The sequence below is a fragment of the Paraburkholderia sp. BR14320 genome (assembly GCF_040948665.1).
Classification (GTDB): domain Bacteria; phylum Pseudomonadota; class Gammaproteobacteria; order Burkholderiales; family Burkholderiaceae; genus Paraburkholderia; species Paraburkholderia youngii.
Map to the genome: position 1 here is coordinate 1 of NZ_JBFPKG010000025.1, position 14,887 is coordinate 14,887.

Below are 14,887 nucleotides of genomic sequence, written 5' to 3' on the forward strand. Positions count from 1 at the left end.
GAAGCCGCCGCTGGCCGGTGTCACCGCGACCGGAGCGGAGGTGGCCGCCGGGCGGACCGGTGCGCTCGGAGCCGGCTTCTCGGGCGTGATGCCCTTGACCGCCGCTTCCTGCTTCGGCTTCACTTCCTCGGTGCGCTTGCTGTAGCCGGTTTCCGATTCGAGCTCGCGGGCCGCTTCTTCGGCCATCTTCCACGATGCGCGCGGATCGTCGAGGCGCGCGTCGTCGTGACGCAGACGCTCGAGCTTGTAGTGCGGCGTGTCGAGGTGCTTGTTCGGGATCAGCACGACGTTGACCTTGAAACGCGACTCGATCTTGTTGATTTCGGCGCGCTTCTCGTTCAACAGGAAGGCGGTCACTTCGACCGGCACCTGGCAGTGGATCGCCGCGGTGTTTTCCTTCATCGCTTCTTCCTGAATGATCCGCAGCACTTGCAGCGCGGACGATTCGGTATCGCGGATGTGACCCGTGCCATTACAACGCGGACACGTGACGTGGCTGCCTTCCGAGAGCGCCGGGCGCAGACGCTGGCGCGACAGCTCCATCAGGCCGAAGCGCGAGATCTTGCCCATCTGGACGCGGGCGCGGTCATGCTTCAGCGCGTCTTTCAGTCGCTGCTCGACTTCGCGCTGGCTCTTGGCCGATTCCATGTCGATGAAGTCGATCACGATCAGGCCGCCCAGGTCGCGCAGACGCAGCTGGCGGGCGACTTCGTCGGCGGCTTCGAGGTTCGTGCGCGCGGCCGTTTCCTCGATGTCGGCGCCCTTGGTAGCGCGCGCCGAGTTCACGTCGATTGCGACGAGCGCTTCGGTGTGGTCGATCACGATCGCGCCGCCCGACGGCAGCGGCACCGTGCGCGAGTACGCGGTCTCGATCTGGTGCTCGATCTGGAAACGCGAGAACAGCGGCACGTCGTCGTGGTAGCGCTTCACCTTGCCGACGTTGTCCGGCATCACGATGTCCATGAAGGCACGCGCCTGGTCATGGATTTCGGTCGTGTCGATCAGGATTTCGCCGATATCGGGCTGGAAGTAGTCGCGAATCGCGCGGATCACGAGGCTCGATTCCAGATAGATCAGCATCGGCTGGCCGGCCATGCCGCTTTGCGACGCGGCTTCGATCGCGCGCCACAGCTGCATCAGGTAGTTCAGGTCCCACTGCAGCTCTTCGGCGCTGCGGCCGATACCAGCCGTGCGCGCGATGATGCTCATGCCTTCCGGCAGTTGCAGCTGCGCCATGGTTTCGCGCAGTTCCTGACGGTCGTCGCCTTCGATCCGGCGCGACACGCCGCCGCCACGCGGGTTATTCGGCATCAGCACCAGATAGCGGCCGGCGAGCGAGATGAACGTGGTCAGGGCCGCGCCCTTGTTGCCGCGTTCTTCCTTTTCGACCTGGACGATCAGTTCCTGACCTTCCTTCAGCGCGTCCTGGATGCGTGCGGAACGCATGTCGACGCCTTCGCGGAAGTACTGGCGGGCGACTTCCTTGAACGGCAGGAAGCCGTGGCGGTCTTCGCCGTAGTTGACGAAGCAGGCCTCGAGCGACGGCTCGATGCGCGTGATGATGCCCTTGTAAATATTGCCTTTGCGCTGTTCGCGCCCGGCGGTTTCGATGTCAATGTCGATGAGTTTTTGCCCATCGACGATGGCGACGCGCAGTTCTTCCTGCTGCGTCGCATTGAACAACATTCGTTTCATTGAACGGCTCCAGAGCGGCCTCGCCGACCCGGCTGCGCGGTTGTCAGTCGCGAGAGCGTAAAGGGCAGGCGTGCCGCGTCTTATTGTGTTTTCACAAGCACGCTGGAGCGGGAAAGATGGCGGGAGAATTGCCTGAGAGGGCCCGGCCCGATTAAAAGATGGGCACGGTGCCGCAGGGCACATGCGAACACGGCTTCAAATCATGGCCTGACACGCCGCGTTTAGCCAGCAGACCTTCATAAGTCTTCGTCCTGTGAAGCCGGCGCGCCAACTGGGCGCACGAGCGAAGGGCCGAAGTCCGCGGTCATGCCGCAACGGGAAGTTCGCGCAGGCGGCGCGTCTTTTCCTGCTGGGGGTGTCTCGCCTTTCTTTTGACGTCGCCATGTCTTGTACTTTCTACAAGACGCCTCGGGCGCACGCCGTATTTTCGCGACTTGCAGCTTCGTCCAGCAGGGCGTCATACCACCCGGATCACGAAGCTGGAAGCTAAATTCTTTTTTACCAAAATTCCGTTACCGTCGAAGCCGACCTTGGCCGAACGCGCCTGCGGGCGCCGTCCCTGCCGGGGGCTGACTTCGTGCGTGCAACTTGTTGCATCTCATTTTCAGGGCGAGCAACCAGACCCCGGCGCAAGTAAAATAACGGTTTATCGCTTGCGCTCGCGCAATCCACTCGCATTCCGTACGCTGTGCGGACACTGCGCCGGCCGTCGCGGACTGCTGGGCAAATTATATTCAGAATGAAAGAGTTAGGCAAAACATCCCAGAGATCGGTTGCAGGCGCGGTCGAAGGCTCGGTTTCAGGCGACCAGGTTTCGCTGATCGAGATCGACGACCGATCGGCTGGTCAGCGCATCGATAATTTCCTGCTGCGCGTCTGCAAGGGCGTGCCGAAAAGCCATATTTACCGCATCCTGCGTAGCGGCGAAGTGCGCGTCAACAAGGGCCGGATCGATGCGCAATACCGGCTCGAACTGGGCGATCTGGTGCGTGTGCCGCCGATCCGCGTCGCCCAGCCGAATCAGGCCGTAGCCCAGGTGCCCGTGCCCGCGGCGGGCTTTCGCATTCTGTTCGAAGACGAGCATTTGCTGGTGATCGATAAGCCAGCCGGCGTCGCGGTCCACGGCGGCAGCGGAGTTGCGTTCGGCGTGATCGAGCAGATGCGCGAGGCCCGGCCCCAGGCGAAGTTTCTCGAACTCGTGCACCGGCTGGATCGCGAGACCTCGGGCATCCTGATGCTTGCGAAGAAGCGCGCGGCGCTCGTCAATCTGCACGAGCAGATCCGCGACAACCGGATGGACAAGCGCTACTACGCGTGCGTGCACGGCGAATGGGCAAGCGACTGGGGGCGCCGTCGAGCGGTGAAGGAGCCGCTGCACAAGTACCTGACCGCCGACGGCGAGCGCCGCGTGCGCGTGCAGGCCGATGGGCTCGCTTCGCACACGATCTTCAATCTGGTCGACCGCTGGCCGGAATACGCGCTGTTGGAGGCAGAACTGAAGACGGGGCGCACGCACCAGATTCGCGTGCATTTGCAGCATCTGGCACTACCGATCGTCGGCGACGCCAAATACGGTGATTTCGCGCTTAACAAGGCTCTTGCCCGCGCGAACGCGAAGCCCGGGATCAAGCGTATGTTTCTGCACGCTTACCGGCTCAAGCTCACGCATCCGGCCACCGGCGCGCCGTTGCAAATCGAGGCGCCGCTGCCGGCCGACTGCCGCGGCTTTATAGAACAACTCAACGAACTACGCACTGGGTCCAACCCGGAGACGACCTTGCATGGCTAGAGAGCAATTTGACCTGATCGTGTTTGACTGGGATGGCACGCTGATGGATTCGACCGCGCATATCACGCGCAGCATCCAGGCAGCGTGTCGCGATCTCGGCCTGCCGGTACCCGCCGACGAAGCCGCGAGCTATGTGATCGGCCTAGGCCTGCGCGACGCACTGCAGATCGCCGCGCCGACGCTCGATCCGGCCGACTATTCGCGGCTTTCTGAGCGTTACCGCTTTCATTTTCTGGTAAAGGATCAGACCACCGAGCTATTCCCCGGCGTGCGCGAGATGCTCCAGGAGTTGCGCGATGTCGGCTATCTGCTCGCGGTCGCCACCGGCAAGAGTCGCGTCGGGCTCAATCGCGCGCTCGATCAGGCACGTCTGACGAGCCTGTTCGACGGCACGCGTTGCGCTGACGAAACCTTCTCGAAGCCCCATCCGGCAATGCTGCACGAGCTTACCCGTGAGTTGGGGCAGGATACGGCGCGCACGGTCATGATCGGCGATACGACGCACGACTTGCAGATGGCGCTCAACGCCGGCGTGGCGGGCATCGGCGTGACTTACGGCGCGCATCCGGCGAATTCGCTGAATGCGATGTCGCCGAAGTTCGTTGCTTCGAGCATCAGCGATTTGTCCAGCTGGCTGCGGGAGAACGCATGAGCGCCGACGGCGTGAATGCTGCGACGGCCGCGGCTGCGCAGGCGGTGCGCATTTGCGCGGCAGAGGAACTGGTCGACGGTGGCGAAGGCATCAGGCGCGACGCGCGGCTCGGCGGGCAGGATGCCGTGGTGTTTTTCGTCCGCTATGATGGCCGCGCCTACGGCTATCTGAACCGCTGCGCTCACGTGCCGATGGAACTCGACTGGCAGGAAGGGCAGTTCTTCGAATCGTCCGGCTTATACTTGATGTGCGCGACACATGGCGCGATTTACGTGCCGGATACCGGCAAATGCGTCGGTGGTCCATGTCGTGGAGGCAGATTGCGTGCCCTGCAGGTCGAGGAACGCGATACGCCTGAGGGCCGTGCCGTATTCTGGTTGCCTGACGGCGAATTGCTGCCCGTCACGCGCTGATTTCCTCTCCAATTTATCCACTGTCCGCATGTCCGACAATTTGACCCCCGGAAAGGACCCTGCCTCAGGAGGACGCTCGGGTGCGCCCGCCGACCGGCCCGGCTGGGAGCGTGCCGCTCTCGAGCGCATCGCGCTCGCCGCGATCAATGAGCAACGCGCCGCGCGGCGCTGGCGGATTTTTTTCCGCTTCCTGTTCCTCGGAGTCCTCGCACTGGTAGTGTGGGGTGTGCTGAGTTTTTCGGGCGAGCGGGTCGCCACTACCGGCCGGCATACGGCGATGGTGTCGCTTGACGGTGAGATCTCGACGGATACGAACGCGAACGCAGAAGATATCAACACTGCCCTCGATTCCGCATTCGAAGATTCCAATACCGCGGGGGTGATTCTCTATTGCAATAGCCCGGGCGGCAGTCCGGTCCAGGCGGGCATTATCAACAGCGAAGTTCGGCGTTTGCGCGGGAAATATCCGTCTATTCCGCTGTATGTCGTAGTTGGGGATATGTGCGCGTCCGGCGGTTACTACGCGGCCGCGGCCGCGGAGAAGATTTATGTCGACAAGGCGAGCATCGTCGGTTCGATCGGCGTTTTGATGGACAGCTTCGGTTTCACTGGTCTGATGGACAAGCTGGGGATTCAGCGCCGGCTGCACACCTCGGGAGAGAACAAGGGGTTTTTTGATCCGTTCTCGCCTGAGACGCCGAAGATGGACGAACATGCGCAGGTTTTGCTCGATCAGATCCACGCGCAGTTCATCGACGCCGTGCGTCAGGGGCGCGGCAAGCGTCTGCATGAGACACCGGACATGTTCTCGGGTCTGTTTTGGACGGGGCAGAAGAGCGTCGAATTGGGCCTCGCGGACGGTTTGGGCAATGCGGATTACGTTGCGCGAGAGATCTTCAAGGCACCGGATATCGTCGATTACACGGTAAAAGAGAGCATCACGGATCGCGTTGCGCGCAAATTCGGCGCCGCGGTGGGCGCCGGCGCGGTTCGGGCGATGGCGCTCGGCGCGAAAATGAACCTGCGTTGAACCCGCAGTAAGGAAAGAAGCCCGCGGGTCGGCTTGGCCGATCGCGCGGGCTTTGTCTTGCGTGCAGGCTTCGGGGCGGCCTGCTGTTCGCCGCCCGGCCGGGGCCGCGCTCAGGCCGCCAGAATCAGAAAAATCGCCGGCCGCTTATGGAGTTCGATCCCCGGCTTCTTTTTCCAGTCCGCAACGCTCCGGCTTGCGATGACTTCGCTCGGCAGCGTCAGATCGGCGGCCACGCACAGGAGCGTCGACGGCGCGCAGGTCGTGAGCAACGTATCGAGCAACGCGCGATTCCGGTACGGCGTTTCGATGAAGATCTGCGTTTGCTTGCTCTTGCGCGACTGCTGCTCGAGATCGCGCAGACGTTTGGCGCGCTCGGCCGCGTCGACGGGCAGGTATCCGTGAAACGCGAAGCTTTGGCCGTTCAGCCCCGACGCCATAAGCGCGAGCAGGATCGAACTCGGTCCGACCAGCGGCACGACCTTCACGCCGCGCTCGTGCGCGCGTCGCACAAGTAGCGCGCCCGGGTCCGCGACTGCCGGGCAGCCAGCCTCGGAGACGAGGCCAGCGTCCGTGCCCGAGAGCAGCGGCGCGAGCAGCTTGTCGATTTCCCCAGCCGGCGTATTGACGTTCAGTTCGCGAATCTCGATCTCCTGAATCGGCCGTTCGGTGCCGACTTTTTTCAGGAACGCGCGCGTGGTTTTCGCGTTTTCGCCAATGTAATAGTGAAGCGACGCCGCACGGGCGCGCACGGGCGCGGGCAGTACCAGCTCCAGTGCGCTTGCGTCGCCTTCGCCGAGCGTGTTCGGAATCAGATAGAGCGTACCGGTCATCATGCACCCAGAAGCGGATAGTTGGCCGCGAGCAGCATGTGCGATAACGCGATAAGCGGCAGGCCGACGAGCGCGGTCGGGTCGTCGGAATGGATCGCCTCCAGCAGCGCGATGCCGAGTCCTTCGGATTTGGCGCTGCCGGCCACGTCGTAGGGTGTTTCGGCGCGCAGATAGGCGTCGAGCGCCGCGTCCGGCAGGTCGCGAAAGCGGACGCGGGTGATCACGTCGACGGTCTGCGCGCTGTTCGTCGCGCTGTCGAACAGACATAGTGCGCTATGGAACAGCACCTCGCGACCACGCATCGCCTGCAATTGCGCAAGCGCCCTGTCGTGCGTGCCGGGTTTGCCGATCTGCAGGCCGTCGTAGGTGGCGACCTGGTCGGAGCCGATCACGAGAGCGGGTTCGGTGGTGGCGAGGCCTCGGGCGACCGCGCGGGCTTTGGATTCGGCGAGGCGCAGCGCAGTGGTTTCGGGCGTTTCGCCGGCGAGAGGGGTTTCGTCGATCGCGGGTACGATGATGTCGAACGGCACGCGCAGGCGTTCGAGCAACTCACGGCGATACTGTGAACTCGACGCCAGAATCAGGCGTGGCGGGCGTTTGGGGGAATCTGACATGGGTTTGCGGGCAACGGAAGAGGCGGGTCGTACGGGGTCGCGCGAGGCTCGTGTGCGTACGGGCTTAAGTGTTTGACTCGAAAAGACAAAACGGATATGATTTTGGGCTTTTCACGGTATGCTTACGCTTGAAGGGTCTCGCGCGTTCGCCAATTTTTCGGCAGCCGGAAGGTCGAAGAAAGCTCGGCGAGGTTGGGCGCAACGGCCATTGGCTGCCTCGCACACCGGATTATCTTCGCGGCGGATCTGATCGTCCTTCGCGAATCACCCCGGCAACTTGCTTGCCGACGCAGGAGCGCACATGACTCAACATCCTGGCAAACCTGCAGGTCTGTCCGACCCGCATGAACTCGATCTGTTCGAATTTGCGCGGAGTGGGCGTCAGGCCGCGGGTGTCGTGCGCGTCTCGCAACTGCCGCGCATGTTAAACGAAGTCCCGGCGGAAGCGCCAGATCGCGACACCGCGTTCACATGGCAGGCCGAAGGGACGACGCAGCCGGAATTGCAGGACGACGGCACCGAAGGTCCCCAGCCTTATCTGCGGCTGGCGATTCATGGTGCCGCGTGGCTCGAATGCCAGCGGTGCTTGACGCCGTATTCGCAGTCGTTCAACGTCGATGCAACTTACCGGATCGTCAGTACGGAGGCGGAAGCCGAAGAGTTTCCGCTCGACGAGGATGAAGTCGAGGTGATCGTGGGCTCGCGCCAGTTCGATCTCATCGACTTGATCGAAGAAGAGTTGCTGCTTTCCTTGCCGCTCGTGCCCAAACACGAGGTCTGTCCTGAAGTGCACGAGAGCCTTGTTTCGGGCGCGGACGGCAGTGAAGGGGAGGGTGACGAAGCCGCGCACCACGAAGCTGGCGATGTCGGCGAGCCGGATCAATCCAGCGAGCGGCGCAATCCGTTCGCGGCGCTTGAGAGTTTGAAACGCGACGAACCGGGCGGCAAGAAGCACTGAATAGTTGCAGGGGGCGCGATGCTGGCGCATTGGCCATTCGGCCAGTGGTTAAGTCCGTATCGGGCTGTGTTAGAATTCGGAAAATTTTTTGGAGTTTTAGTCATGGCAGTTCAACAAAACAAGAAGTCGCCGTCGAAGCGCGGCATGCACCGTTCGCACGATTTCCTGACGGCAGCGCCGCTGGCCGTCGAGCCGAGCACGGGCGAAGTGCATCTGCGTCACCACATTAGCCCGAACGGCTACTATCGCGGCAAGAAAGTAGTCAAGACGAAGAACGACTAATCGTCGACTGCGATGCGCCCTGTGGCGTTTCGCGTAGCGATCGGCTCGCTTGACATTTTCCCGGTTCGGCAAAAAGGCGGCATTCAACTGCCGCTTTTTTGTGTCTGAAATTCGTCGCACTCCATGACAGTAAAGCTCACGATAGATTGCATGGGAGGCGACCACGGCCCGTCCGTGACCGTTCCCGCTGCCGTCAACTTCGTTCGTTCGCATCCCGATGCGCAGTTGCTGCTCGTCGGCATTGAAAGTGCGATTCGTGCGCAGCTGAAGAAGCTCAAGGCTCAGGATCTGCCGGCGCTGACCGTCGTGCCTGCTACCGAGGTCGTCGCGATGGACGATCCGGTCGAGGTCGCGCTGCGCAAGAAAAAAGATTCGTCGATGCGCGTGGCGCTGAATCGCGTCAAGGAAGGCGAGGCGCAAGCCTGCATTTCCGCCGGTAACACCGGCGCACTGATGGCGGTCTCGCGTTATGTGCTGAAAACGCTGTCGGGCATCGAACGCCCGGCCATCGCGTTCGCCCTGCCCAATCCCACCGGCTATACGATGATGCTGGACCTGGGCGCCAACGTCGACTGCGAGCCGCAGCACTTGCTGCAGTTCGCCGAGATGGGGCACGCGCTCGTGTCCGCGCTCGAAGGAAAAGAGCGGCCCACTATCGGCCTGCTCAACATCGGCGAAGAAGTCATCAAGGGCAACGACATCATCAAGCGCGCCGGCGAACTGCTGCGTGCGAGTACACTGAACTTTCATGGCAATGTCGAAGGCGACGACATCTACAAAGGCACCGTCGACGTAATCGTCTGCGATGGCTTTGTCGGCAATGTCGCGCTGAAGACGTCGGAAGGTCTCGCGCAGATGCTGTCCAACATCATCAAGGAAGAGTTTGGCCGTTCGTGGCTGACCAAGGTGATGGCGGTGCTCGCGCTGCCGGTATTGATGCGCTTCAAGAAACGCGTCGACCATCGGCAATACAACGGCGCTGCGCTGCTCGGCTTGCGCGGTCTCGTGATCAAAAGCCACGGTTCCGCCGATGCCTACGCGTTTGAGTGGGCTATCAAACGCGGGTATGATGCCGTCAAAAACGGCGTGCTGGAGCGCCTTGCGCGAGCGATGGAAGAGAACGCAGGTTCTCTCGAACAGGCGGCGCGCGACGCAAGCGGTGCGGGTCACGCAAGCCCGATCGCAGGCCAGCCGGCCGAGCCCTACGCTGCGCAATCCTCGAAGGCATAATGGCTCAATCCACAATCTACTCCCGCGTGCTGGGCACCGGCAGCTGTCTGCCGCCCAACCGCGTCACCAATCAGGATCTGGCTGAGCGTCTTGCCAGGCAAGGTGTCGAAACGAGCGACGAATGGATCGTCGCGCGCACGGGCATCCATGCGCGTCACTTCGCCGATCCGGACGTCACGACCAGCGACCTAGCGTTGATCGCCTCGCAGCGCGCGATCGAAGCGGCGGACATCGATCCGCAGTCCATCGACCTGATCGTCGTCGCCACCTCCACACCCGACTTCGTGTTCCCGAGCACCGCCTGTCTGCTGCAGAACAAGCTCGGCATCAAGAATCAGGGCGCCGCGTTCGACGTGCAGGCGGTCTGCTCCGGCTTCGCTTACGCGGTCGCGACGGTCGACAGCCTGATTCGCACTGGCCAGCATCGCACGGCCCTCGTGGTCGGCGCGGAAACCTTCTCGCGCATTCTCGATTTCAACGACCGGACCACCTGCGTGCTGTTCGGTGACGGCGCCGGCGCTGTCATCCTGCAGGCCTCCGACGAACCTGGCGTGCTCTCGAGCGCGCTGCACGCGGACGGCAGCCATTCGAACATTCTGTGCACGCCGGGCAACGTCAACGGCGGCGTGGTCGCCGGCAGCGCGTTCCTGCACATGGACGGTCAGGCGGTGTTCAAGCTCGCCGTCAACGTGCTCGAGAAGGTCGCAATCGAAGCATTGGAAAAAGCCGATCTGAAGCCCGAGCAGATCGACTGGCTGATTCCGCATCAGGCCAATATCCGCATCATGCAAAGCACCTGCCGCAAGCTCGGCCTGCCGCAGGAGCGCATGGTCGTCACGGTGGGCGAGCACGGCAATACGTCGGCGGCGTCCATTCCGCTTGCACTCGATGTCGCGGTGCGCGACGGCCGCATCAAGCGTGGCCAGAACGTGCTGATCGAAGGCGTCGGCGGCGGCTTCACGTGGGGCGCCTCGGTCATTCGCTACTGAGCGCGACGGCGTATCGCAGGGCGTCGCTGGCGGCGCCCGCGCGGCCGGAGTAATACCGCGCGCCATCTGGCAGCCGCGGCCGGCCGCCACATCCGATTAAACAGATTTTGGGGACGATATGAAATTCGCGTTCGTTTTTCCTGGGCAGGGCTCGCAGGCGGTCGGCATGCTCAACGCATTCGCCGATCACGCAGTCGTGCGTGAGACGGTTCAGGAAGCCTCCGACGCACTCAACCAGGACCTCGGCAAGCTGATCGCCGAAGGCCCCGCCGAAGATCTCAATCTCACCACCAACACCCAGCCGGTCATGCTGACTGCGGCCTACGCGACCTATCGCGCGTGGCAGCAGGCGGGCGGCCCGGCGCCGGCGATCGTCGCCGGCCATAGCCTCGGCGAATACACGGCGCTCGTCGCGGCCGGCGCGCTAGCGTTTCGCGACGCGGTGCCGCTCGTGCGTTTTCGCGCGCAGGCGATGCAAACCGCGGTGCCGGTGGGCGAAGGGGGTATGGCCGCGATTCTCGGCCTGGACGACGACACGGTGCGCGCGGTCTGCGCGGAAGCGTCGGTGGCGGGCGTCGTCGAAGCGGTCAATTTCAATGCGCCGGCGCAAGTCGTGATCGCGGGCCACAAAGCCGCAGTCGAGAAAGCCTGCGAAGTCGCGAAGGCGAAGGGTGCGAAGCGCGCGCTGCCGCTGCCGGTGTCGGCGCCGTTCCACTCGTCGCTGCTGAAGCCAGCGTCGGATCAATTGCGCGAATACCTCGTGAGCATCGACGTGCAGGTGCCGTCGATTCCCGTCATCAACAACGTCGACGTCGCCGTGGTCAACGAGCCGGCCAAAATCAAGGACGCGCTGGTGCGTCAGGCGGCTGGTGCGGTGCGCTGGGTCGAATGCGTGCAGGCAATGGCCGCGCAGGGCGTCACGCACGTGATCGAATGCGGCCCGGGCAAGGTCCTTGCGGGTCTGACCAAGCGCATCGACGGCAATCTGGTCGGCGCGTCTGTGTTCGATCCGACATCGCTGGAAGAAACGCTGAAGCTCGTGACGGCAGGCTGAGCGCGCTTTCACGAGCGGATATCGGCAAAGCAGGACCGCGCTGGCGCAGCATCCCTCGACAGACGAATCAACAAGAATCAATGAGCCCTATTTGAAGGGCATCCGGACTGACAGATGGAAAAGACTCTCGACAAGCAGATCGCAATCGTGACGGGCGCATCGCGCGGCATCGGCCGTGCGATCGCGATGGAACTCGCGCGTCAGGGCGCGACGGTCATCGGCACCGCGACCAGCGAAAGCGGCGCGACTGCGATCACCGAGGCGTTCAAAGCGGCCGGGGTGAACGGCCGCGGCGCGGTGCTCGACGTCAACGACGCGGCGGCGGCCGAAGCGCTGATCGACGGCACGGTCAAGGAATTCGGCGCGCTGAACGTGCTGGTGAACAACGCCGGCATTACGCAGGATCAACTGGCGATGCGCATGAAGGACGACGACTGGGACGCGGTGATCGACACCAACCTGAAGTCGGTGTTCCGTCTGTCGCGCGCGGTGCTGCGCCCGATGATGAAAGCAAAGGGCGGCCGGATCATCAACATCACGTCGGTGGTCGGCTCGGCCGGCAACCCTGGCCAGATCAACTACGCGGCCGCGAAGGCGGGCGTCGCGGGCATGACGCGTGCACTCGCGCGCGAGATCGGCAGCCGTGGAATCACGGTCAATTGCGTGGCGCCTGGCTTCATCGATACCGACATGACCAAGGCGCTGCCCGAAGAGCAGCAGACCGTGCTGAAAACGCAGATTCCGCTCGGCCGTCTCGGCAGCCCGGAAGACATCGCGCACGCGGTCGCGTTCCTCGCGTCGCCGCAAGCGGGCTACATCACCGGCACGACGCTGCACGTGAACGGCGGCATGTACATGCAGTAACCAAATTCAGTTACTATCCGCGCCTTGATGCGTTTGCAAGAAGCACGAGGCGCATGCGTTGACAGGAACCCGAAGCGCCGCTTTTTTGCCGGGTCAAACCTGATAAAATGCGCGCACCTGTATTTTTGAACTTCTTTTCCCTTGGAGGGGTAATGGACAATATCGAACAGCGCGTCAAGAAGATCGTCGCGGAACAACTGGGCGTTGCGGAAGCGGAAATCAAGAACGAAGCGTCGTTCGTGAACGATCTCGGCGCCGACTCGCTCGACACCGTTGAGCTCGTGATGGCCCTCGAAGACGAATTCGGCATGGAAATTCCGGATGAAGAAGCCGAGAAGATCACCACCGTTCAGCAAGCGATCGACTACGCTCGCGCGAACGTCAAGGCCTAAGGTCATTCGCGCCTGCGTTTCTGCACGGGCCGCGCATGACGCCCTGCCGTGCCGCTTGCCGGCGCCCGCAGGGTCGGCGCTATGGGGCGTGTCCATCGACACACCATACGCCGCGCCGTTTGCCACGCAGGAGCCAGCGATGTTGACAGCGCAACTTTCCGCGCGATTGCCGACTTAAACAGCCACAGGGCACACAGGGCGATTCCTGTGGCCGCTGTGGCTTTTGCTTTTTGTCATCTATGAAAAAGGGGTTACCGTGAGCCGCCGTCGTGTTGTTGTTACAGGCCTGGGGCTGATTTCGCCTGTTGGCAATAATGTTGCCGATGGCTGGGCCAATCTGGTCGCCGGCAAGTCTGGGATTGCCAATATCACGAAGTTTGATGCGTCGAACTTCTCGACTCGTTTCGCCGGCGAGGTGAAGGGCTTCAATATCGAGGACTACATCCCCGGCAAGGAAGCGCGCCACATGGATACGTTCATCCACTACGGCGTGGCCGCGGGCATCCAGGCGATGCAGGACAGCGGGCTCGAAGTCACCGACGAGAATTCGGAGCGCATCGGCGTAGTGGTCGGTTCGGGCATCGGCGGTCTGCCGATGATCGAAATCACCCAAACCGAATTGCTCAATCGCGGCCCGCGTCGCATTTCGCCGTTCTTCGTGCCGGCTTCGATCATCAACATGATCTCCGGCCACCTGTCGATCAAGTTCGGCATCAAGGGTCCGAATCTGTCGATCGTCACCGCGTGCACGACCGGTCTGCACTGCATCGGCGAGGCTTCGCGCCTGATCGAATACGGCGACGCCGACGTGATGATCGCCGGCGGCGCGGAATCGACCGTATCGCCGCTCGGTATCGGCGGCTTCGCGGCGGCGCGCGCGCTGTCGCAACGCAATGATGATCCGGCGACCGCGAGCCGTCCGTGGGACAAAGACCGCGACGGCTTCGTGCTGGGCGAAGGCGCGGGCGTGATGGTGCTCGAAGAATACGAGCACGCAAAGGCGCGCGGCGCGAAGATCTACGCGGAAATCGGCGGCTACGGCATGAGCGGCGATGCGTATCACATGACCGCGCCGCTCGAAGACGGCGACGGCGCACGTCGTTGCATGCTCGCCGCGCTGAAGAACGCGGGCATCAACGGCGATCAGGTGAACTACCTGAACGCGCACGGCACATCCACGCCGCTCGGCGATCTGGCGGAAACGACCGGCATCAAGCGGGCGTTCGGTGACCACGCGAAGGACATAGTCGTAAATTCGACCAAGTCGATGACGGGTCACCTGCTGGGCGGCGCCGGCGGTCTGGAGTCGGTGTTCACGGTGCTCGCCGTGCATCACCAGGTCTCGCCTCCGACCATCAACATCTTCAACCAGGACCCGGCCTGCGATCTGGATTACTGCGCGAACACCGCGCGGGACATGAAGATCGACGTCGCGCTGAAGAACTCGTTCGGGTTCGGCGGCACGAACGGCACGCTGGTGATCAAGCGCGCCTGATCGCCTGGTCACGGGTGACGCATCAGTTCACGACGCCGGCTTCGCCGGCGCTTTCCCCCGCACCGGCAACGTTGAGCACGACGACGCAGCGGATTGCGTTGCGTCGCTCTGTCGGAATGCGTGCCGCGGCGGGGGCGTTCATGCTGATTGCGACGTTAGCCGTTTATACCTGCCTCGCACCGCGGTTGGGCGCGTGGCCGGCCGCGGCGTTGACGCTCGCCGTCGCAGCGGTCCTTGCACTGTGCGCGGCGAGGCATGACGCGGCGCAGCCCGCCGCGCTGCATTTCGCGATGGGTGAGATTTCCGCCTGGAACCGCGCAGGTGAATTGCTCGCGCGAGGTCGCATCGTCGGTTGCGCGCAGTGGAGCAGCCGTCTGCTGGTGCTCGCGCTCGCGCCCGAGGGCGGTCGGAGGCGTGCCCTCATGCGTGTGCCGCCGGGCCGTACGCGCTCCCTGATAATCGCCGCCGACGCGCTGCCGCCCACTGTTTTCCGCGAACTTTCCGTGCTGGGCCGGCGTGCGGCCGGCGCCTGACTGTAACGACTGTAACCGCTGTTACCGTAGTAACGTGCCCTCACGAGGGGGACGCTACAATGGTCCC

The 14,887-nt window shown here is 63.1% G+C and carries 16 protein-coding genes; 13 read left to right on the forward strand and 3 right to left on the reverse strand.

Annotated elements, in window-relative coordinates; all coding sequences use genetic code 11:
- Positions 1 to 1,695: ribonuclease E/G (locus AB3X89_RS22285; RefSeq protein WP_368585198.1), on the reverse strand; the 1,695-nt coding region annotated here is incomplete at its 3' end.
- A gap of 739 nt (positions 1,696 to 2,434) precedes the next feature.
- On the opposite strand from AB3X89_RS22285, the gene AB3X89_RS22290 reads away from it, so the two are divergent.
- From AB3X89_RS22290 to AB3X89_RS22305, 4 genes are read left to right on the forward strand one after another with little or no spacing between them, the layout of a single operon-like run.
- Positions 2,435 to 3,484 (forward strand): RluA family pseudouridine synthase, encoded by a 1,050-nt coding sequence (locus tag AB3X89_RS22290; RefSeq protein ID WP_368585199.1) that lies wholly within the window; start codon positions 2,435 to 2,437, stop codon positions 3,482 to 3,484.
- Positions 3,477 to 4,136: an HAD-IA family hydrolase gene (locus tag AB3X89_RS22295; RefSeq protein ID WP_176105449.1), complete on the forward strand. Its 660-nt coding sequence runs from the start codon at positions 3,477 to 3,479 to the stop codon at positions 4,134 to 4,136. Before AB3X89_RS22290 ends, AB3X89_RS22295 begins: the two co-directional genes overlap by 8 nt.
- Entirely contained in the window at positions 4,133 to 4,549 is a 417-nt protein-coding gene (locus AB3X89_RS22300) for a Rieske (2Fe-2S) protein (protein WP_368585200.1), read from the forward strand. The genes AB3X89_RS22295 and AB3X89_RS22300 overlap by 4 nt, the downstream gene beginning before the upstream one ends.
- Positions 4,550 to 4,577: 28 nt before the next feature.
- Positions 4,578 to 5,579, forward strand: a complete 1,002-nt coding sequence (locus AB3X89_RS22305) for a S49 family peptidase (RefSeq protein ID WP_368585279.1) — start codon at positions 4,578 to 4,580, stop codon at positions 5,577 to 5,579.
- Between the two features lie 110 nt (positions 5,580 to 5,689).
- Here AB3X89_RS22305 and AB3X89_RS22310 read toward each other — a convergent pair whose 3' ends face one another.
- Together AB3X89_RS22310 and AB3X89_RS22315 are read right to left on the reverse strand one after the other, a co-directional pair.
- Complete coding sequence (locus AB3X89_RS22310; protein WP_368585280.1) at positions 5,690 to 6,409, reverse strand: SAM-dependent methyltransferase; 720 nt, start codon at positions 6,407 to 6,409, stop codon at positions 5,690 to 5,692.
- Positions 6,409 to 7,023 carry a Maf-like protein gene (locus AB3X89_RS22315; protein WP_368585201.1) on the reverse strand — a complete coding sequence of 205 codons (615 nt, stop codon included), beginning with the start codon at positions 7,021 to 7,023 and terminating at the stop codon, positions 6,409 to 6,411. Before AB3X89_RS22315 ends, AB3X89_RS22310 begins: the two co-directional genes overlap by 1 nt.
- A gap of 301 nt (positions 7,024 to 7,324) precedes the next feature.
- Between AB3X89_RS22315 and AB3X89_RS22320 the strand changes: the two genes are divergently transcribed.
- From AB3X89_RS22320 to AB3X89_RS22360, 9 genes are all read left to right on the forward strand, one after another.
- Positions 7,325 to 7,981: a DUF177 domain-containing protein gene (locus AB3X89_RS22320; RefSeq protein ID WP_368585202.1), complete on the forward strand. Its 657-nt coding sequence runs from the start codon at positions 7,325 to 7,327 to the stop codon at positions 7,979 to 7,981.
- Positions 7,982 to 8,083: 102 nt separating this feature from the next.
- The gene (gene rpmF / locus AB3X89_RS22325) at positions 8,084 to 8,263 is read left to right on the forward strand and encodes a 50S ribosomal protein L32 (RefSeq protein WP_006401275.1); all 180 of its coding nucleotides are present in this window, start codon (positions 8,084 to 8,086) and stop codon (positions 8,261 to 8,263) included.
- A 123-nt stretch (positions 8,264 to 8,386) separates the two neighbouring features.
- Positions 8,387 to 9,493 carry a phosphate acyltransferase PlsX gene (gene plsX, locus AB3X89_RS22330; RefSeq protein ID WP_013090058.1) on the forward strand — a complete coding sequence of 369 codons (1,107 nt, stop codon included), beginning with the start codon at positions 8,387 to 8,389 and terminating at the stop codon, positions 9,491 to 9,493.
- On the forward strand, positions 9,493 to 10,482 hold the full coding sequence (locus tag AB3X89_RS22335; RefSeq protein WP_368585203.1) for a beta-ketoacyl-ACP synthase III: 990 nt from the start codon (positions 9,493 to 9,495) through the stop codon (positions 10,480 to 10,482). Before plsX ends, AB3X89_RS22335 begins: the two co-directional genes overlap by 1 nt.
- 118 nt (positions 10,483 to 10,600) lie before the next feature.
- Entirely contained in the window at positions 10,601 to 11,536 is a 936-nt protein-coding gene (fabD, locus tag AB3X89_RS22340; protein WP_368585204.1) for an ACP S-malonyltransferase, read from the forward strand.
- Positions 11,537 to 11,650: 114 nt separating this feature from the next.
- Complete coding sequence (gene fabG / locus AB3X89_RS22345) at positions 11,651 to 12,400, forward strand: 3-oxoacyl-ACP reductase FabG (RefSeq protein WP_368585205.1); 750 nt, start codon at positions 11,651 to 11,653, stop codon at positions 12,398 to 12,400.
- Positions 12,401 to 12,552: 152 nt separating this feature from the next.
- The gene (gene acpP / locus AB3X89_RS22350) at positions 12,553 to 12,792 is read left to right on the forward strand and encodes an acyl carrier protein (RefSeq protein ID WP_004197638.1); all 240 of its coding nucleotides are present in this window, start codon (positions 12,553 to 12,555) and stop codon (positions 12,790 to 12,792) included.
- A 256-nt stretch (positions 12,793 to 13,048) separates the two neighbouring features.
- Positions 13,049 to 14,287, forward strand: a complete 1,239-nt coding sequence (gene fabF / locus AB3X89_RS22355; protein ID WP_368585206.1) for a beta-ketoacyl-ACP synthase II — start codon at positions 13,049 to 13,051, stop codon at positions 14,285 to 14,287.
- Positions 14,288 to 14,403: 116 nt separating this feature from the next.
- On the forward strand, positions 14,404 to 14,820 hold the full coding sequence (locus tag AB3X89_RS22360; protein ID WP_368585281.1) for a hypothetical protein: 417 nt from the start codon (positions 14,404 to 14,406) through the stop codon (positions 14,818 to 14,820).
- The last annotated feature ends 67 nt before the right edge of the window (positions 14,821 to 14,887 follow it).